Here is a 19,412-nt window from a genome sequence, read left to right on the forward strand (position 1 = left end):
TGAACTACCACCCTATTCATAGGGTGGTTTCCTGCTTCATTATCGAATCCAACGACTCAATTCCACAGGCTTTAACTGTAGTTCCTACAGCACGATTGAGAATATTGATAGCAGCATTATGGTCACGGTCAAGAACTAATCCACAGTGAGGACAGTTGTGTGTCCTTACCGCTAATGATTTTTCTACCTTTTGACCACAGTTGCTACATAGTTGAGATGTGTTATATGGATTAACTAATTCTACAAACTTACCAGCTTCTTCCGCTTTGTATTTTGTAATCTGAATTAGATCACTCCATGATGCATCATGTATTGACTTTGATAGTCTTGAATTTTTAACCATGTTCTTTACATTCAGATCTTCAAAAGCTATGTAATCGTAAGCATTAATGAGTTCCCTGCTTAGTTTATGGTTAAAATCGGTTCTCTGATTGCGAATTTTACGATGCAAGGTGTTTACCTTATCACATTGTTTCTTCCAATTGTTAGAGAATTTCTTTTTACGACTAAGGTTACGTTGTTGTCTTTTTAATTCGCCTTCAGTATTGCGATAATATTTCGGAGGATCTATCTGAGTACCATCACTCAAAGTAACCAGAGAATTGAGTCCTACGTCAATACCTACAAAGGTAACAGGTTCAACAGGTGTAACATTGTTCTCAACGACTACAGAGAATGTAACATACCATTGTTTCCCATCTTTGCGAATAGTACAGGTCTTGATCTTGCCTTCAATCTCTCGATGCTGAACTATCTTGATCTCTCCAATCTTCGATAGCTTCAACTTCTTTCCAGAGATACTAAAACCAGATTGGGGATAGGTAAAACTGTTATATCGTCTCTTTCCTTTGAACCGAGGATAACCTACTTTTGCTTCTCCGTTCTTACATCGTCTGAAAAAAGCATCAAATGATTTACCTAATCTCCTGATTACATCCTGTTTTACCTGAGAATGTACGTCTGTATCAAATTCAAGATACTGAACCTGATACAACTGTTCCATAGTAGATAATCCTTGATTACATCTATCATAGGCATTTCTACGGTCTGTAAGAAATTCGTTATAGATATGTCTACAAACATCAATTGTCCTGATTAAAGTTACTTCCTGTTGTTTGGTAGGATACAATCTAAACTTATAAGATTTCTGCATTAAATACCTATAGGTTCACAATGTTTAAATACCTTTCGTACCTATAGGATAACATGTCATATTCAAGTTCTGCTGTGTATGAAATTAATTATCATATTGTATGGTGTACTAAATACCGGAAACAGGTTATGAATGATGAATTGAAGGAGTTTCTTGATGACCAGATAAGAACAATTGCTGATTCTAAGGAATGGGAAATACTTGAACTTGAAGTTATGCCTGAACACATCCACCTTTTCATATCTGCACCACCATTCATAGCACCGACTGATATTGTTAAAATTATGAAAGGAGTTACTGCTAAGAGGGTTTTCCAGAAGTTTCCCGAATTACGAAAAAAGGAATTTTTGGGAAATCATCTTTGGTCACCAAGCTATTATATTGGTACTCATGGTCAAGTATCTGCTGAAACGATTAAGAAATACATTGACGGTAGTTCCAATAAGGGACGTAATTCATCCACCGTTTGAAAACGGTGGGCTTCTTACTCCAACGGTGATAAAATAAAAAAGAGTGCCATGTAGTTTCATCAATGGCAGTATCTTGGAATTGATCCTTTCTTTTTGAATATGTAAGAACCGTCTTCCATGCTTACAAAGCCCATCTTTTCCCAGAAACCTTTTGCAGTGGGTCTTACCCTGTCGGCAATAATGGTATTGAATTGGGATTTGAACAGGTCAACTGTCCTTCTGCCATAATTCTTTCCTTCAAATTCCGGGAAGATGTTAATTGAGTAGATTGTAAGAACATTGCCATCTGCCTTTCCTCTGGCTTTTCCCACCCTGATACCTCTTCTGTCTATATTCATCCACCTGCACTCAGAACCCTGTGCAGGAGGGAGCAAGGTGAATTTAAGTTCCTGGGGCATATTTATAATCTCTCTTTTTTGTATGCACTGTATTATTAATTCAGCTTGCGATATAATTGTGCATTTGCAACTACCGGTTCGAAATGACCCCGAAGTTCATCAGGCATTTTCTGGGTTTGTTCGGTTGCAAAATAACCACCATCAAGAGAATCATGGAACATCCGCATTACTTCAACCCTTTCAGCTTCATTAAAATGCAGGAGAACATTTTTGCAGAGAACAAGGTTCAGCCCTGTTCTGATCGGTTTCATGTCCAGAAGATTGTGCTTGGTGAACTCGACACTTCTTCTTATTTCATCGTCTATTTTAAAGTGATCAGGCTCGTCAGCAGGTGAGAAGTATTTCTCAAATATTGGTTTTGGTATTCTCTGCACCATTTCTCTGGGATAGATGCCTTCTTTGATGATATCACCGAAAAGATTACTGTTATCAATGTCAGTTGCGTGTATCTTCACGTTCCTGAAGATCATTCCCATGTTCTCTCTTAACACAATAGCCAGTGAATATGGTTCAGGACCCATTGCACATCCTGCGTCCCATATGTGGATGTACCTTCTGCTTCTGAGCTCAGGAATTACGTAGTCTCTGATCATTTCCAGTGTCTGCATGTCTCTGAAGAAATAAGTGAATGCCATAATTTTCCTCTCCTGTATTGAAAAGAATTCAATGTACATAAATATATATATAATGTTCAAAAGTAGGTAATTCATGTACATGCTTACTGATTATACTAATATAAAGAACAAATAAATAAATAAATAAATAAATAAATATATAATACAAATTTTGGATGGATAAAAATCAAAAAAAGAAAAGAGCAGATGTCTGTATTCTCAGGCAAGTTCTGCTATTTCTTCAACTTCTTTTTTATCCATGATCTTTGCAAGGTCGAGGAATATCAGTAGACGCTCATCGAGCTTTCCAACACCTGTAATATATTCTTTACTAATGTTGGACATTACCAGATCCGGTGCCGGATCTACACTTGATTCCGGAATTCTGAGTACCTCATTGACAGAATCTACGATCATTCCCACAACATTGTCACCTATCTCAACTACAATGATACGGGAATGTGCATCTGCTTCCTTGGAAGCAAGATTGAAGCGTTTGTCAAGGTTGATGACAACAATTATCCTGCCACGAAGATTGATTACACCTTCAACAAAGTCAGGAGATTGGGGGATCTGGGTGATCTCAGGCATCCTGATGATCTCCTGAACTTTCATGATCTCTACGCCAAACTCCTCGCCTCCCAACTGGAAGACTACCATCTGTAATAATTCCTCAGTCGGTCCATTTCCGGCTATTGAAACATCTTTCATATTCTCATCTCATTATACGAGGAGCTGCTCCTCTTTGTCTGAATCTTCCCTTTTCCCGGGGCCAGAAGTATTTCCACTTGCCATGGAAATGGAGTCTAATATAAACTTGTCAACTACAACTTTCATATCTGCTGCAAGAGTTGACAGGTCTTCTGCAGACCTTGAAAGTTCCTGCATTGTTGCACTCTGCTCTTCAACAGCTGCTGATGCTTCCTCAGTTCCTGCTGCGGATTCTTCTGAAATGGCACTAACTTCTTCGATCGAGGAAGTGACCTCTTCGATAGAAGCGGACTGCTCCTGGGCAGCAGCAGCAATATCCTGAACCATATTTGCTATGAGGTTTCCTGACTCAACCACCTGCTCAATACTTGATACAGCTTCATGAAGGGCAGTTGCTCCAGATTCTACTTCCTCTGAACCCTGCTGCATTGATGTTACAGCATTCTGTGTTCCTTCCTGTATCTCACTGATAAGTGTGGAAATCTGCTTAGCTGCATTACCAGAATCCTCTGCAAGTTTCCTGACTTCATCTGCAACCACAGCGAATCCCCGACCATGTTCCCCTGCACGTGCTGCTTCAATTGCTGCATTTAGTGCAAGAAGGTTTGTCTGGTCTGCAATATTAGTAATGAGGTTTACTATCTCACCGATCTGCTTGGATTTACCATCAAGCTCCATGATAACGTTTGATGATTCTCCTGTTGCCTTTTTGATTGAATCCATCTTTAAAAGGAGGTCCTTGGCATTAACACCAAGACTATTGATCATCTCATTTGAATCCTTAGCGTTCTCTGCTGCCTTTTGTGAGTTAGTTGCAACTTCCTGGACTGTCATGGTCATATCAACCATTGCACGAGATACCTCTTCTGTCTTAGAAGCCTGGCTCTGTGCACCTCTTGATATTTCAGAAACAGTGTCTGCTACCTGATATGATGATGATGACATTTGCTCAACTGAAGCAGACATTTCTTCGGCTGTTGATGCAACATTTCTTGAACTGTCATGTACCATGGATACAACTTCATTAAGTGATCTTCTGGTGTTCTCTATACCATCAGTTAGTACTTTGAACTCTCCAACACCATGGACTGAGACTGCCTGACTGAGATCATTATTTGCAATTGCTTCAAGAACATTTGCGGAATCTTCAATAATTGATTGCAGGTCGTTACCAAATGCATCGACAGTATCGGCAAATACCTTAAAGTCACCTTCTGTTTCAAAGCTGAACCTTGCATCGAGATGACCTCCAGAGAACTCATTGACCATGCGCATTGCCTCATTCATAGGTGTTACAAGTGCTTCGATTGCCTCTGAAACAGCATCCATTGCATCTCTGTATGCCCCTTCAAATTGTGATGAATCGGCCTTATAGTCAAGATTACCGCTCTTTGCAGCGTTACCAAGTTTAACGAATTCATTACCAAGGCTCTCTATATTGCTCATCATGGTAATGTAACATGGAATCAGTTCGTCATTCTCTGAACGTTTACCGGTTTTCTTGAGTCCTTCAAGGTCACTAAGGTCGCCTACTGCGATTCTTTTATTGACACCCATAACTGTAAGGATTCTCTGTCGGATTCCGTTTGTAGCATTTGCCACTTCTTCATAGATTCCCTGATAATCGCCTTCAACAGCTCTTGTGTGGTCGTTGTCAACCATGAGCTGCAGGACTTCATTTGCCTCTACAAGACCACCAAGACCATCAATACAATCATTGATGTTGTTCTTGAGAATGTTGAAATCACCCTGGTATTCATCAGTTATCTTTTCAGGTATTTCTCCTTTAGATATCTGCTCTACATAATCTGCGGCGACATTGAGCGGATCGATTACAGCATCAAGTGTGTTATTTACACCTTCCACGACTTTACGGAAGTCGCCTTCATGTCTTGAAGCATCTGCACGGGTATCGAGACGCCCCTCAACTGCCGCTGTTTCAAGCATGTTAGCATCTGTGATAAGACTGGAAACTGCTGTTGCCACATCATCAAGCGATTCATATATTTTTGAGAAATTCTCATACTGAACAGCAGTGTGTTCACTGGCAGCGGTTATGTTCGAGTCGATCTCCAGATTACCAGATGCAATATTCTCCAGGTTAGCAACCAGGCGCGTAATCTCTTTTGAAGTGTAAATTGCGTTCACCTTTGAAGCTGAGACATCCTGAACTACCTCGATATGACCGATCTGTTTACCCTTGGAGTCATATATGTATGAGGTATCTACCTGCAAGTGGCTCTTCTCTCCATCTTCCCCGGGTTGTTCGAAGAACGTAATTGGATTACCATTCTCTAACCTGCAGACACCACATTTTTCTGTGCCGCATATGTTGGCTCCCCATTCACTGCATTGATGACCGATGACCTCCTCACGCTTCAGACCTGTTGCTTCTTCAGCTGGTTTGTTAAGGAAGGTCCAGTTAAGATCATTATCTGTTACTGATACTGGGAAAGGAATGCTGTCAAGAATTGAATTATACCAATATACTTTATTCACAACAGTATCAAGAGTATTGTTCACTCCGTCTACAACCTTACGGAAGTCACCGTTGTGCCTGCTCGCATCAGCACGGGTATCAAAGTGCTCGTTTGTGGCTGCTTCTGCCAGCATCTCTGCATCTTCAATAAGCGCCCCTACTGCATCTATACACTGGTTGAGGTTGTTCTTGATCTCGTTGAAATCACCGTTATAGTCATCAGTGATCTTTTCAGGAATATCACCTTTGGAGATTCGATCAACGTATTCTGCAGTTACATTGAGTGGAGCGATCAAAGCATCAAATGCACCGTTTACGGTACCAACCGCTTCCTGGAAAAGACCATCGAACTCTGAAGAATCTACCCTGTAGTCCAGATTTCCGGCTTCGGCGGCCTGTCCGAGTTCAATGAACTCATCAGCCATTCCCTTGACTGTTTCCATGAGCCTGATTGTGTATGGTAATAGTTTGTCATTATCTGACCGTTTTCCTGCCTGTTTGTACCTTGGAAGGTCACTGAAGTCACCTCTGGCCATAAACTCGAACGTACGCTGGATATTAAGGAGCCTGTTGCGGACTTCGTTAACTGCATATGCATTGTCTTTGAAAATTCCGTCATACTCTCCTTCGACACCATTCTCAAAATCATTGACAGCCAGTTTTAGCAGAATATCGGTACTTTCGTTCAAAGGTTTTGAAATCGAATCAAGTGTATGGTTCAGGTTCTCTATTATGGTTCTGAATTCTCCGCCATGTCTTGTGGCATCTGCACGAATATCCACTTTTCCTTCAGAACCTGCTTCTGCCAGCATTTCAGAATCTTCAATAAGAGCATTGATCGCATCGACACAAACGTTGAGTTTATTTTTGAAATCATTGTAACTGCCTTTGAATTCTTTTGTTATTTTTGGTGGAATATCTCCGTTAGATAGGCGAGTTACATATTTTGACGCAGCCATGAATGGAGTAACTATTGCGTCGATCATTTGGTTAATTCCGGTCGCAAGTTCCCTGAATTCACCTTCAAAGTCTTCAGGTTGCATTCTCACATCAAGCTGACCTTCAACTGTTGCATTCACCATCTTGTTGACCTGCTTTGATAGTTCATGCTGCTGCTCAGCTTCATTTTTCCATCCAGAAGCTTTTTCAAGAAAAGCGTTCAGTGCTTCTGTCATCTCTTTCTCAGTTCCAGTTAATTCTGTACTGAGTCTGACATCTGAATTTCCTTCATTAAATGAATCCAGAACATCGATTATCTCTGTATATAATTTAGTGTTTTTCCCTAACATGTTTTCACCCTGCAGTAACAAAAGCTAAACCAACCAAGTTCAACTGTTGCATATCTGCTGCCTATTTATAAAATATAAACACATCTATATAATTATATTTATGCAACTTTAAAGATGTAGATAATTATATAAAAATATATCTTTGAAAAAAGATTGATGTACACAAATGCACATCTATGTTAAATACTGTTGGTTTTTAAAAATCGATCAGGAAGAAACTGCTTCCTTATAGCCGGATTCTACAATATTCAATTGCTCATCCTTTCCCAACACTTTCTTAGAATCAATCAGAAGAAGGAGACGCTCATCCAGTTTCCCTACACCCTTTACAGCCTCTGATTCATTGCGAGATACTAACATGTCGGGAGCAGGATCAATTTCAGATTTCTGAATTCGGAGAACCTCAGTTACTGATTCAACCATAAGACCCACTATAATATCATCAAGTTCTGTGACAATAATACGAGAATTGTGGTCCTGTTCTCTGAATTGCACGTTAAAGAGCTTTGCCATATTTATTGCAACTATTACATCACCTCGGATATTGACAATACCTTCAACGTAATCGGGTGCTTGCGGCATGTGTGTCATTTCAGGAATTCTAATTATCTCTTTTACATTCATGATATCCATTCCGAACTCCTCACCTGCCAGTTGAAAAACAACTACCTGAAGAACATCTTCTGCACTTGTAGCTGAGTTTGAAAAAGTTTCTTCCACTTAAATTCCTCCTATTTACACCAGTGCAGAATTTTCAGTTGCAGATTCGGCAATCTCCGGATTTCCTGTGCCTTTGTTATTAGTCTGCCTGTTTTCCGAACAGAACGTCTTGAATCTGCTTACAGCCTTTTTCATATCCTGGGCAATATATGATAATTCATCTGCAGAATTTGCAATTTCATGTGTTGAAGAAGTTTGTTCCTGAACGGCAGCAGCTGTCTGTTCAGTACCTGCTGCAGTTTCTTCTGAAATTGCTGCAACTTCCTGAATGGACGATGCTGCCTCCTCAATCGAAGCAGACTGTTCTTCTGCCGCAGCAGCAATGTCTACAACCATTTTTGTAATGTCATCAACAGCAATTATTACTTGATCGATCTCCTCAACACCGGCACCAAGTGATTCAGCACCCTTTGAAACTTCAGTTGTACCCATTTCCATAGAAGTAACAGCTTCTGAGGTTCCATCCTGTATTTCATGTATAAGGTCTGCGATCTGTTTTGCAGCATTTCCTGAATCTTCCGCAAGTTTTCTGACCTCATCTGCAACAACTGCAAAACCACGTCCGTGTTCTCCTGCACGTGCTGCTTCAATAGCAGCGTTAAGAGCAAGCAGGTTTGTCTGGTCAGCAATATTTGTGATAAGATTGACTATCTCATCAATACGGTTTGATTTTTCTTCCAGGTCATTGATTACAGTAGCAGAGCCCGATACAGCTTCCTTTATGCTGTCCATCATTCTGAGCAATTCCTTACTTGTTTTACCCAATTCGGTCATTTTCTCATTGGATTCGCGTGCATGGGTTGCAGCATTCTGTGAATTGCAGGCCACTTCCTGTATGCTCTGGGTCATATGCTGCATGGTTCTGGAAACTTCCTCGGTCTTGGTTGATTGATCCTGTGATCCTCTGGAAATTTCCTCAACAGTTCCTGAAACTTCTACTGCTGAAGAATTTAGTTGTGTGGTTGATGCGGACATGTCTTCGGCAGTTCTGACTACCATGTCAGCAACATTTATCACATTCGATACTACTTCATTAAGGGATAAACGGGCACTTTCAATACCATCGGTGAGTTTCCTGAACTCTCCCACAGATTCCACGGATATTGCCCGGGTGAGATTATCATTGGACATTTCTGATAATACTTCACATGCATCTCCCATCATTTTCTGGAGGTTGTCTCCAAAAGAGTTCAATGTGTTTGCCAGATCGTTAAAATCACCATTCATCTTCATGGTGATCCTGGCATCAAGGTCACCTTCTGCATATGCTGTGATAACATCAGAGCTTACTTTCAGTGGTGTGACAATCGCATCCAGTGTATTGTTAAAGCCTTCGATTATCCTGGAGAAATCGCCTCCATGTTGTGATACATCAGCACGTGTTTCCAGCTGGCCATCAACTCCTGCCTGTGCAAGTAGCTGTGAATCCCTTATTAGTAAATTAATGGCATCAATACAGACATTGATATTATTCTTTATCTCATTGAAGTCACCATAATATGTATCTGTAATAGGTTCCGGAATGTCACCTTTTGATATTCTGTCAATATATTCTGCTGCTACGTTCAGTGGTGATATTACCGCATCAAAAGCAACGTTAACATCCTGTATTGCTTCATTGTAGACACCTTCGAAACCATCAGGGCTCGCTCTGTAATCGAGCTTTCCTTCTTCAACTGCAGATCCAAGTTCAACGAACTGGTCCACAAGACCCTGTATACTTTCCATCATTTTTATGTATGCAGGAATGAATTCATCATTTTCTGATCTCTTTCCAATTTCCCTGTATGTTTCAAGCATTCTCAGATTTCCACTGGCAATTTCCTGAGTTGTACTCAGCACCACTTTGTTGTGGTCAAGAGCTTTGTTTGTACCTTCGGAAATCTCAGCGTAGATTCCCTGGTACTCATCGGAAACCCGGGTTGTGAGGTCGTTAACTGACATTTTATGTAACACTTCGTTACATTCAATAAGGGCTCCCAATCCATCAATACACATATTGAGGTTGTTCTTGATCTCATTGAAATCTCCTCTGTATTCGTCGGTGATCTTTTCCGGTATGTCGCCCTTTGAGATACGATCAATATACTCTGCTGCTACGTTCAACGGACCAATAAATGCATCAAGGGTTTCGTTCACCGCATTGACAATATCCTTCGGGTTACCTTCAAACTGATTTATATCTGCACGTGCATCCAGTCTTCCGTTAACTGCTGCATCCGCAAGTTTGAGTACTTCCTTTGTGACATTTATCTCAGAGGTCATATCCATAACATATTCAAGACCTCCGATTATCTCCCCTTCACTGTTCTTTAGCGGGGTTGCAGTATAACGGATCGGAAGTTCTCCTGCAGGAAGATTTGCAACAGTATCGGCAGAAGAAGTGTTACCTTCTTTCATGGCTCTGGCAACACGGCATTCTGCGGTGTTACAGTGTGGGGTATTGAACAGCTCGTAACATTTCATACCTTTACATTCTGTGGCAGTTTTCCCTACTGCATTAGCACCGGCAGGATTAATGAATGATACATTGAATTCTTTATCTACAGCCATTACAGGTGCCGGAATCCTGTTTAGGAGTTCTACTTTGGATCCGGAATCTTCAAGAGCATTCCTGATCTCGGTCTGGTCCATGAATATCTCAAGTGAACCTATTATTTTACCTTCTCTGTTTTTCAGTGGAACACCACTGCACTTAATAGATACATCCTGATTCAGGTTTGCCACGGCTTCACCGTGTTCGATATTATTTGTAATCATTGATTTTGTACATACACAATTGTCAGTCTTACAGACATTTGTCTTGTAATGATCGTAGCATTTAGTTCCAACCATGTGATCGGTTGTAAGACCTGCAGTTTCTGCAGCCTTGCTGTTAACATAATTAATATTGTATTCCCTGTCAATGATCATGAAAGGAACAGGGATACTATCTATATGTCCGACAAGTGTTTCCACTACATCGTTCATACCTTCTACAAGTCTTGCATACTCTCCGCTGAACCTGGAACTGTCTGCTCTTGTGTTCAGCTTTCCTTCGATTGCAGCGTCAGTAAGGAACTCAGCCTCTTCTAGTAGTGAATTGATAGAATCGATACAAAGGTTGAGATTGTTCTTTATTTCGTTGAAGTCCCCACTGTAAGAATCTGTGATCTTTTCGGGTATGTCTCCTTTAGATATGCGATCGATGTACTCAGCTGCAACATTCAGTGGGCCGATGAATGCGTCCAGGCATCCATTGACACCTTCCACAACCTTACGGTAATCTCCATTGTGTCTGCTGGTATCGGCACGTCTGTCAAGCTGGCCTTCAACACCTGCCTGAGCCAGCATTATAGAATCTTCAACCAGGGCGTTTATGGCATCAATGCACATATTGAGATTGTTTTTAATCTCATTGAAATCCCCTTTGTATTCATCTGTAATTTTTTCAGGAATATCTCCTTTGGATATGCGGTCTATATATTCCGCAGAAACGTTAAGTGGTCCCATTACAGCATCAAGCAGCTGGTTAACACCTTCCAGAACATTTTTACAATTTCCTGTCAGCTCAGAAGTGTCACCACGGGCATCAAGTTTTCCCTCAACAACAGAATCTATAAGATCAAGGACCTGCTCTGCAAGCATTTGATTGTGGAAGTCCTCTGCTTCTTTTAAATCAATGATGCTGCTTTTTTGCGTAAGTTCGTTTTTTAGAGCAAATCATATTAGTTTATATTAATGGAATTATACAAGGAAGAAGCTTCCAGGATCAAAGCAATCCTGAAAAAAAATCCCCGGGGACTTAGTGTAACGGATATTTCTAAAAAAATAGGTGTGAACAGGAATACTGTCGCAAAATATCTGGAACTTCTAAGAATCAGTGGCCATGTAGAGATGGAGAATGTCGGTACCGCAAAAGTTTATTTCCTTTCACAAAGAATTCCAGTTTCCACTCTACTCGACTTTTCCTCTGACTATATATTAGTAATAGACACTGATCTTAAGGTCGTTCAGGTGAACAACAAGTTCTCCGATATTGCAAAAACTACAAAAGAGGACCTCATTGGCAGTCAAATAGCTGATATCCTGCCTCCGATGATATCCAATAAAACATTAATGGAAAAAATCGATGAGGAGCTTACAGGAAAATCATTTGTTGAAATGCTGGATATTATTATCAATAACGAATTGTGGTTCCTGAAAACAAAGATAATTCCTTCAAGATTTGATGACGGTCAGCCTGGTGTAACTCTCATTATGGAGAATATAACAGAAGAGATCCGAAAACAGAATTCTTTAAGAGAAGAACAGGAAAAACTGGAAAGACTGGTTTCTGAAAGAACCTCTGAACTTGAAAAAGCAAATGAAATGCTCAAAAAGAAGATAATGGAAAGAAAGCAGATCGAAGAAAAACTCCATGAAGAGCATGAAAAAGCGCAAAAATACCTTGATATTGCGGGTGTTCTGATTACAGTAACTGATAAACATAATAATATAAAAAACATTAACAGAAAAGGTCTTGAGATTCTCGGCTGTACGAATGAAGAAGCTGTTGGAAAGAACCTTGTAGATGCCTTCATATTCGAATCCGATAGAAAAGATGCAAAGAACCTATGTGCACAGATTTTAAATGAGGAAGGAGAGGCCAACTTCGAAAGCTATATTGTCACACCAGGTGGCAAAAAAAAGCTAATTAAATGGACAAATGTGAGCTTTAAGGACAAAGATGGAAACGTTGTAGGAATTGTAGCATCCGGACAGGACATCACCGAACAGAGAAAAATTGAAAGGGAATTAAAAGAAAGCGAGAAGAAATATCGTTTGCTTGCCGACAATACCTTTGACAGCATTTGGCAATTGGATAAAGATTTAGTATTCACCTATGCCAATCCTGCCTCAGTTAACATAACTGATCTGGAAGCTGATGATTTTATCGGGACAAATATTCAGGACCATTTCCCGGATAGCGAAATTGAAAAGATGATGAAGATTATGAGCTATCGATTAAAGAATGGGTCCGATGATGAATACACTAAGATAGAGACAGTTATTTATGACAAAAGCAAAAATCTTGTTCCCATAGAGATCTATGCTAAAATGCTATTTGACGAAGAAGGGACTTTTTCCGGTTTTCAGGGAACGACAAAAAGAGTCAATTCAAACAAGGCTTAAAAGTAAATAGACCTTTGAATATTATATTTCATAGTAATTATATGTTACACAATATTATTAGTCCTTAGTTGTTTTTTTTCAAAACGTTTGGTTTTTTTAGGTGATATATAAATGCTCACCAGAAACTACATAAAAGAACATGATATATAGACTACAATTTCATTTCATATGACATGAAGTTAGATGCTTCACTATTATAATACCAGAAATGCTACGGCATTTTATCATTATTAGGAAATTCCCGGAGGATTCACATGAAAGTAAAAATAACTGAAACTATTCTTCGAGATGCGCATCAATCCCTCATTGCTACCAGGATGCGCACACGCAACATGCTCCCGATAGTTGACAAACTTGATGAAGTCGGATACTATTCACTCGAGATGTGGGGAGGGGCAACATTCGACAGCTCTATCAGATATCTTAATGAAGACCCATGGGAAAGACTAAAAGAACTCAAGAAACACATGAAGGAAACTCCTGCACAGATGCTGCTCAGGGGACAGAACCTGGTAGGATACAGGCATTACTCTGATGATGTTGTGGAAAAGTTCGTAAAGAAAGCTTATGAGAACGGTATCGACATTTTCAGAGTATTTGATGCTGTTAACGATATCCGCAATATGGAAAAAGCCATCACTGTGGCTAAAAAGGAAGGGGCACATGTACAGGGTACAATTGCATATACCATCAGTCCTGTACATACCATTGAAAAATATGTGGAGCTGGCAACCGAACTTGCCGAACTTGAATGCGATTCTATTTGTATAAAAGATATGGCAGGTCTTATCTCACCACAGCAGGCATATGATCTTGTAAAAGCTCTTAAAACAGAGGTCAATCTGCCAGTTGACCTGCATGCCCACTGTACATCAGGTATGGCTCCAATGAGTTATATGGCTGCATGCAGAGCAGGTGTGGACATACTGGATACTGCACTTTCTCCATTTGCATGGGGAACATCACAGCCACCAACAGAGTCCATTGTAGCATCACTTTCAGAAACAAAAAGGGCTACAGGACTTGATCTTGAGCTTATTTCCGAGATATCAAAATACTTCAAGGATATCAAGGAGGAATATCGCTGTATACTCGATCCGATATCAGAACAGATCGATACCAATGTCCTGCTCTATCAGATTCCGGGTGGTATGCTTTCAAACCTTGTTTCACAGCTTAAAGAGCAGGATGCACTTGACAAATTTGACGATGTGCTAAAGGAAATGCCACACGTACGTGCAGAACTCGGTTATCCGCCTCTTGTAACCCCGACCAGCCAGATAGTAGGTACTCAGGCGGTTCTCAATGTACTTATGGGTGAGAGATACAAGGTCATTCCAAAAGAGGTAAAGGATTATGTACGTGGTCTCTATGGAAGACCACCTCAGAAGATCAGTGATGAGATCATTGCAAAGATCATTGGTGATGAAGAACCTATCACATGCAGACCGGCTGACCTTATCGATCCTGAATACGAGAAAGCTAAAAAGGAAGCAGAGGAAATGGGACTTGTCAAAAAGGAAGAGGATATTCTGACATATGCGCTATATCCTGCTATTGCTCCTGCATTCCTCAAGGGTGAGCTTGAAGAGGAACAGCTTACGCCAATTATGGAAAAGAAAAATCCATGTGCAACTGCTGATGTGACAGGTATACCAACAGAATATAATGTTGAAGTCGATGGTGAGGTTTTCAATGTAAAGGTGAATCCTGCCGTAGGTGCGGTACAGGTTGTTGAAACAGCAGAGAAAACAAGTTCTGACTCCGTTGCCGGGGCTGTTACAAGTCACATGCAGGGAATGGTTCTCTCCATTAAAGTAAATGTGGGTGACTCCATTGAAGAAGGAGACACTGTTTGTGTCATTGAGGCCATGAAGATGGAGAATGCAATCCATGCACCACATGGCGGAACTGTTAAAGCTATTCTGATTTCAGAGGGCGATGCTGTGAAATCAGGTGATGTGCTGTTGAGTGTTGAGTAGGTGAACAGGAATGTTCAAGAAAGTACTTGTAGCCAACAGGGGTGAGATCGCAATACGCGCTATGCGTGCATGTCGTGAACTTGGCGTTCAGACTGTTGCAGTTTACTCCGAAGCTGACCAGAATGCTCTTTTTGCAAAGTATGCAGATGAAGCCTACAATATAGGTCCTGCTCCTTCCAGTCAGAGCTATCTGAATATTGACAGGATCATAGAAGTCGCACTTGAATGTGGTGCTGAGGGAATTCATCCTGGATATGGTTTCCTTTCTGAAAATGCAAAATTTGCCCGCAAGTGCGAAGAAGCTGGTATAACCTTTATCGGTCCTTCAAGTAAGGCCATTGAGCAGATGGGAAGTAAGATCGCTGCCAGAAATACAATGATAGAGGCCGGTGTTCCTGTCGTCCCCGGAACCAACGAGGCAATATCCGATCCGGAAGAAGCTATGAATATTGCAGATGGCATTGGGTATCCTGTAATGATAAAGGCTTCAGCCGGTGGCGGCGGAATAGGTATGAAGATCGTTCATTCCAGGGATGATTTTCAGCATTCTCTCAGTTCCATACAGTCTGTTGCAGAATCGGCTTTTGGTGACTCTACGGTATTTATCGAGAAATATGTTGAGGAACCAAGACACATAGAGTTCCAGATACTGGCTGATAAATATGGGGATGCTGTGTATGTCATGGAAAGGGAATGTTCCATCCAGCGCAGACACCAGAAACTCATAGAAGAAGCTCCTTCCCCGGTAATGACTCCGGAATTACGTAAACAGATGGGCGAGGCCGCTGTTAAGGCTGCTAAGGCAATTGGGTACGAAAATGCCGGTACTGTTGAATTCCTTTATTCCAAGGGAGATTTCTATTTCCTCGAGGTTAACACCAGACTTCAGGTAGAACACACCATCAGTGAAATGATAACAGGTATCGACCTTGCAAAACAACAACTTCACATTGCGTGTGGAGAACCGCTACCATTCAAACAGGAAGATATCAGCATCAGAGGATGGGCAATTGAGTGCCGTATCAATGCTGAGGACCCATTGAATGACTTTGCACCTTCGCCTGGTAAGATCAGAAGATATCGCTCTGCAGGCGGACCTGGCATCAGGGTTGACAGCGGAGTTCACATGGGATACACGATATCACCATATTATGATTCAATGATCTCAAAGCTTTGTGCCTGGGGAAGTGACAGGAATGAAGCGATTGACAGGATGCGACGTGCGCTTTACGAGTATGTTGTTGTGGGAGTAACCACTAACATACCTTTCCATAAGGCTGTCCTGCGTCATCCTGCATTCAGGGAAGGAAAGCTTACAACCCATTTCATTGATGACTATGACATCATAGAAGATGTTAAAAAGGTTGTAAAAGAAGAATCCACTAAAGGATCCACACTGGCATCTGCTCTTGCTAATAAGGATCAGAAGGTTGCTGCTGTTACTGCTGCTGTCAACTCATATGTGGAAGCTGCTAAAAAACAGACAAGGTAATAAACTTTGGCAGCGTATCTTTAATTGGGAGCAAACATTCGTACGGTGGAATACCTGTGAATGATAATAAGAAATCAATTATAAAGATATTAAAAAACTCAGAAGGGAACCCTGTATCCGGGCAGGAGATAGGGGAAAAGCTCGGCATTACAAGGGCAATGGTATGGAAATACGTCAGGGCTCTCAGGAGAGAAGGATATGATATTCGTTCTTCACCCAAAACCGGATATATTCTGGATTCCTGTCCTGACAAGATAGATCCTGATGAACTGAGAGGTATTTTAAAAACCAGTCTGATAGGGAATGATATTCGTTATCATCTGGATCTGGACTCTACTAATAATACTGCAAGGGAAATTGCTCCGAGGGTGCCTGAAGGCACGGTCATAGTGGCAGAAACCCAGAGAAGCGGAAGGGGCCGGATGGGAACAGAATGGCAGTCAGTTCCCGGAGGAATATGGTTTTCCCTGATTCTTAAACCTTCTATTCCTCTTGAAAATCTTTCAAAAATAACTCTTATTGCAGGTATTGCAGTAGCGAATGCACTTAGGGGAATAGGTGTGGATGCACATATAAAATGGCCTAATGATGTACTTGTGAAAGGCAAAAAGATATGTGGAATCCTTACGGAAGTCAGTGCTGAAGTTGAAAAAGTTGATCACGTTATTCTTGGTATTGGTATTAATGCAAATATCAAGCTTTCCGAACTGAAAGATGGAATCAGGAAAAACTCTACCAGTATTGCAAATGAAGTTGGAAAGTCTGTTAATAGAACAGTTTTCCTTGCTTCACTTCTCTATGAAATGGAACAGGAATACATAAGGTTTAAGACCCGACAATTTACTGAGATTCTGGATGAATGGATAAGTCTTTCAGACACCATTGGAAAAGATGTTCGTGTTACAACACCTAATGTTATCATTGAAGGAAAGGCAGTAGGTATTACTGAAAAAGGTGCACTTGTGGTTCTTGACAAAAATAACAAAAAACATGAGATTATTGCCGGTAATTGCCGCTACAGTGATCAGTTACTGAAGTGACCTTTCATGAACTTTCAGAAAAGAACCTTTTATGCGTTCTGCATCTTCTTTTTTTCTTTTTTCATGCTGATGACAGTTAATGCTGAATCTCTGCATATAGATCAGGCTCTGGGCATGAATAATGACAGGGATTCTGTATTGATCAATGGCACCGGGATATTTCTTACAACAGGTGATTCCTGGGATTTCTACCAGAATTATTCATTGCATGTCATGAGTGTCAACCAGGATAATAAACAGGTATGGGTAAAGCTTTATCATGATGGTGATCTTCTCAAGGATGGCATACTGGGTGAAGGCGAGGTCATAGTATTTTCCAAAAATACTGAGATACTCAATATTACTGTAGATACAATATACATAAGTCCGGGTGGTGAGCTGATCACTTTCAAACCTGTGTATCAGTATCTGGACGACGAGTATCCTGAACCTGAGATTGAAGAAACTGCTGGTAACTCCAGTCAGGAAAATGAGGATGCAGTATCGGGTGATAATTCCCCTTCACAGACAGAAGGATTTACAATATTCCAGGTACTATCATGTTTCACTGCAGTTATACTATGCAGATCGTTCATAAGGAAAAGTAGATGAGAGTGAACTACCACCGGATAAATCCGGTGGCTTCCTGCTCAATAGTAGTTGTCTACTAAGTATCAACAGGCTCTTCCTGCAGTTCCTGCAGTGCTTAAGTTATTCAATGCAATTTGTTTGATATTGAGACTTGCGTTTATGTCTCTATCATGTAATGTCTTGCATGAAGGACATTTCCACTCTCTTATGTCAAGAGTAAGATCATCCTTCTTATATCCACAAAAATTACAGAGTTTTGATGATACCTCAAACCTACCTATTTGAAGAATGGTCTTACCATACCATTCTGCTTTGTAAGTAAGTTTCCTTATGAATTCAGACCATCCAACATCGCTGATGGCTTGAGCTAGATTGTGATTTTTGACCATTCCTTTGACATTAAGATTCTCAATTCCGATTGCTTGGTTTTCGCTAATTATCTTCATGGATATCTTATGCTGGAAGTCATTTCTTTGGTTTGATATTAATTGATGTTGTTTTGCCAATTTAGCAATTGCTTTTTTCCTGTTTTTAGAACCTTTTTGTTTCCTGCTAACTGCTTTTTGTAGTTTCTTCAACTTCATAAGAGACTTCTTCAGGAACTTGGGATTTTCAATAACTTCTCCGGATGAAAGAATAGCAAATGATTTAATTCCTACATCAATTCCAACTGTTGTATTCTCATTAAATTCAACTGGTATTGGTTCAGGAATATGATCATCTATCAGAATGCTCACATGATATCTTCCAGCTGATGTCCTGGAAACAGTTAAAGTCTTAAGGATATCAAGCTTCCTGTTAAGTTTCTGGTCAAGGATAAGTTCTCCGTTGACTTCCTTTGTAACAAGTTTATTCTCAATGAACTCTTTGTCTAAGAAATCCCTATGAAAAACTATCTTTATCCATCCTATTTTTGGAAGATATATTTTCGATGAGGTCAAATTGATTTGATAATTCTGAGGAACTTGAAATGAGAAAATGTTGTCTTTCTTACTTTTCCTGGTAGGATATGCTCCATTTCCTTCAAAGAAGTTCTTGAATCCAGTTAACAAGTTCCTGTTAGCCTGTTGCAATGATTGTGAGTTTAGATCTTTCATCCATGGATGAAGCTCTTTAAGAGATGTCAGATTGTTGTTCAAGTCAATCTCACTAATGTTGATCTTGAACTTAGAATACATAAGATTCTTGATGAAAAGTGACCGATTGTAGATGAATCGAGTTCCTCCGAAATGTTGCTCTAAAAGAGAACATTGCTCTTTGTTTGGATAGATTCGGTATCTATAACCTCTTTTCATTGTAATCACTATTCAAAACAGCTAGTTTAACAAGGTGTTGTATGT

The 19,412-nt window shown here is 40.4% G+C and carries 14 protein-coding genes; 6 read left to right on the forward strand and 8 right to left on the reverse strand.

The window, feature by feature from the left end; genetic code table 11:
• Positions 1–16: 16 nt before the first annotated feature.
• On the reverse strand, positions 17–1,153 hold the full coding sequence (locus J2746_RS10315) for an RNA-guided endonuclease InsQ/TnpB family protein (protein ID WP_209620237.1): 1,137 nt from the start codon (positions 1,151–1,153) through the stop codon (positions 17–19).
• Positions 1,154–1,206: 53 nt separating this feature from the next.
• On the opposite strand from J2746_RS10315, the gene tnpA reads away from it, so the two are divergent.
• The gene (gene tnpA, locus J2746_RS10320) at positions 1,207–1,623 is read left to right on the forward strand and encodes an IS200/IS605 family transposase (RefSeq protein ID WP_209620239.1); all 417 of its coding nucleotides are present in this window, start codon (positions 1,207–1,209) and stop codon (positions 1,621–1,623) included.
• 59 nt (positions 1,624–1,682) lie between these two features.
• Here the strand turns inward: tnpA and J2746_RS10325 are convergent, their stop codons facing one another.
• The 6 genes from J2746_RS10325 to J2746_RS10350 all read right to left on the reverse strand — a co-directional run bounded on the left by J2746_RS10325 (position 1,683) and on the right by J2746_RS10350 (position 11,461).
• Positions 1,683–2,021 (reverse strand): GNAT family protein, encoded by a 339-nt coding sequence (locus tag J2746_RS10325; RefSeq protein WP_209620242.1) that lies wholly within the window; start codon positions 2,019–2,021, stop codon positions 1,683–1,685.
• 35 nt (positions 2,022–2,056) lie between these two features.
• Positions 2,057–2,656: a CheR family methyltransferase gene (locus J2746_RS10330; RefSeq protein ID WP_209620245.1), complete on the reverse strand. Its 600-nt coding sequence runs from the start codon at positions 2,654–2,656 to the stop codon at positions 2,057–2,059.
• Between the two features lie 198 nt (positions 2,657–2,854).
• Positions 2,855–3,346: a chemotaxis protein CheW gene (locus J2746_RS10335; RefSeq protein WP_209620248.1), complete on the reverse strand. Its 492-nt coding sequence runs from the start codon at positions 3,344–3,346 to the stop codon at positions 2,855–2,857.
• 12 nt (positions 3,347–3,358) lie between these two features.
• Positions 3,359–7,114 (reverse strand): methyl-accepting chemotaxis protein, encoded by a 3,756-nt coding sequence (locus J2746_RS10340; protein ID WP_209620251.1) that lies wholly within the window; start codon positions 7,112–7,114, stop codon positions 3,359–3,361.
• A 207-nt stretch (positions 7,115–7,321) separates the two neighbouring features.
• Complete coding sequence (locus tag J2746_RS10345) at positions 7,322–7,834, reverse strand: chemotaxis protein CheW (RefSeq protein WP_342451835.1); 513 nt, start codon at positions 7,832–7,834, stop codon at positions 7,322–7,324.
• A 15-nt stretch (positions 7,835–7,849) separates the two neighbouring features.
• A complete protein-coding gene (locus J2746_RS10350) occupies positions 7,850–11,461 on the reverse strand; it encodes a methyl-accepting chemotaxis protein (RefSeq protein WP_209620254.1) in 3,612 nt (1,203 codons plus the stop codon).
• A 93-nt stretch (positions 11,462–11,554) separates the two neighbouring features.
• Between J2746_RS10350 and J2746_RS10355 the strand changes: the two genes are divergently transcribed.
• The 5 genes from J2746_RS10355 (at position 11,555) to J2746_RS10375 (ending at position 18,093) form a co-directional block, all read left to right on the forward strand.
• A complete protein-coding gene (locus J2746_RS10355; RefSeq protein ID WP_209620259.1) occupies positions 11,555–12,988 on the forward strand; it encodes a PAS domain S-box protein in 1,434 nt (477 codons plus the stop codon).
• Positions 12,989–13,242: 254 nt separating this feature from the next.
• Positions 13,243–14,970, forward strand: coding sequence for a sodium-extruding oxaloacetate decarboxylase subunit alpha (oadA, locus tag J2746_RS10360; protein WP_209620262.1), 1,728 nt, complete (start codon positions 13,243–13,245; stop codon positions 14,968–14,970).
• A gap of 10 nt (positions 14,971–14,980) precedes the next feature.
• A complete protein-coding gene (locus tag J2746_RS10365; RefSeq protein WP_209620264.1) occupies positions 14,981–16,462 on the forward strand; it encodes an acetyl-CoA carboxylase biotin carboxylase subunit in 1,482 nt (493 codons plus the stop codon).
• Positions 16,463–16,518: 56 nt separating this feature from the next.
• A complete protein-coding gene (locus tag J2746_RS10370; RefSeq protein ID WP_209620267.1) occupies positions 16,519–17,502 on the forward strand; it encodes a biotin--[acetyl-CoA-carboxylase] ligase in 984 nt (327 codons plus the stop codon).
• Between the two features lie 6 nt (positions 17,503–17,508).
• Positions 17,509–18,093, forward strand: coding sequence for an S-layer protein domain-containing protein (locus J2746_RS10375; protein ID WP_209620277.1), 585 nt, complete (start codon positions 17,509–17,511; stop codon positions 18,091–18,093).
• Between the two features lie 62 nt (positions 18,094–18,155).
• Here J2746_RS10375 and J2746_RS10380 read toward each other — a convergent pair whose 3' ends face one another.
• Positions 18,156–19,367: an RNA-guided endonuclease InsQ/TnpB family protein gene (locus tag J2746_RS10380; protein ID WP_209620279.1), complete on the reverse strand. Its 1,212-nt coding sequence runs from the start codon at positions 19,365–19,367 to the stop codon at positions 18,156–18,158.
• Positions 19,368–19,412: the final 45 nt, after the last annotated feature.

It is taken from the genome of Methanolobus bombayensis, assembly GCF_017873415.1.
Classification (GTDB): Archaea; Halobacteriota; Methanosarcinia; order Methanosarcinales; family Methanosarcinaceae; genus Methanolobus; species Methanolobus bombayensis.

What these genes read in the sequence shown, in the direction of transcription:
- J2746_RS10380 (WP_209620279.1), bottom strand. Translation starts at nt 19,367, where the DNA reads ATGAAAAGAGGTTATAGATACCGAATCTATCCAAACAAAGAGCAATGT.
- J2746_RS10365 (WP_209620264.1), top strand. Translation starts at nt 14,981, where the DNA reads ATGTTCAAGAAAGTACTTGTAGCCAACAGGGGTGAGATCGCAATACGC.
- J2746_RS10330 (WP_209620245.1), bottom strand. Translation starts at nt 2,656, where the DNA reads ATGGCATTCACTTATTTCTTCAGAGACATGCAGACACTGGAAATGATC.
- J2746_RS10315 (WP_209620237.1), bottom strand. Translation starts at nt 1,153, where the DNA reads ATGCAGAAATCTTATAAGTTTAGATTGTATCCTACCAAACAACAGGAA.
- J2746_RS10335 (WP_209620248.1), bottom strand. Translation starts at nt 3,346, where the DNA reads ATGAAAGATGTTTCAATAGCCGGAAATGGACCGACTGAGGAATTATTA.
- J2746_RS10340 (WP_209620251.1), bottom strand. Translation starts at nt 7,114, where the DNA reads ATGTTAGGGAAAAACACTAAATTATATACAGAGATAATCGATGTTCTG.
- tnpA (WP_209620239.1), top strand. Translation starts at nt 1,207, where the DNA reads ATGTCATATTCAAGTTCTGCTGTGTATGAAATTAATTATCATATTGTA.
- J2746_RS10375 (WP_209620277.1), top strand. Translation starts at nt 17,509, where the DNA reads ATGAACTTTCAGAAAAGAACCTTTTATGCGTTCTGCATCTTCTTTTTT.
- J2746_RS10350 (WP_209620254.1), bottom strand. Translation starts at nt 11,461, where the DNA reads ATGCTTGCAGAGCAGGTCCTTGATCTTATAGATTCTGTTGTTGAGGGA.
- J2746_RS10325 (WP_209620242.1), bottom strand. Translation starts at nt 2,021, where the DNA reads ATGCCCCAGGAACTTAAATTCACCTTGCTCCCTCCTGCACAGGGTTCT.
- oadA (WP_209620262.1), top strand. Translation starts at nt 13,243, where the DNA reads ATGAAAGTAAAAATAACTGAAACTATTCTTCGAGATGCGCATCAATCC.
- J2746_RS10355 (WP_209620259.1), top strand. Translation starts at nt 11,555, where the DNA reads ATGGAATTATACAAGGAAGAAGCTTCCAGGATCAAAGCAATCCTGAAA.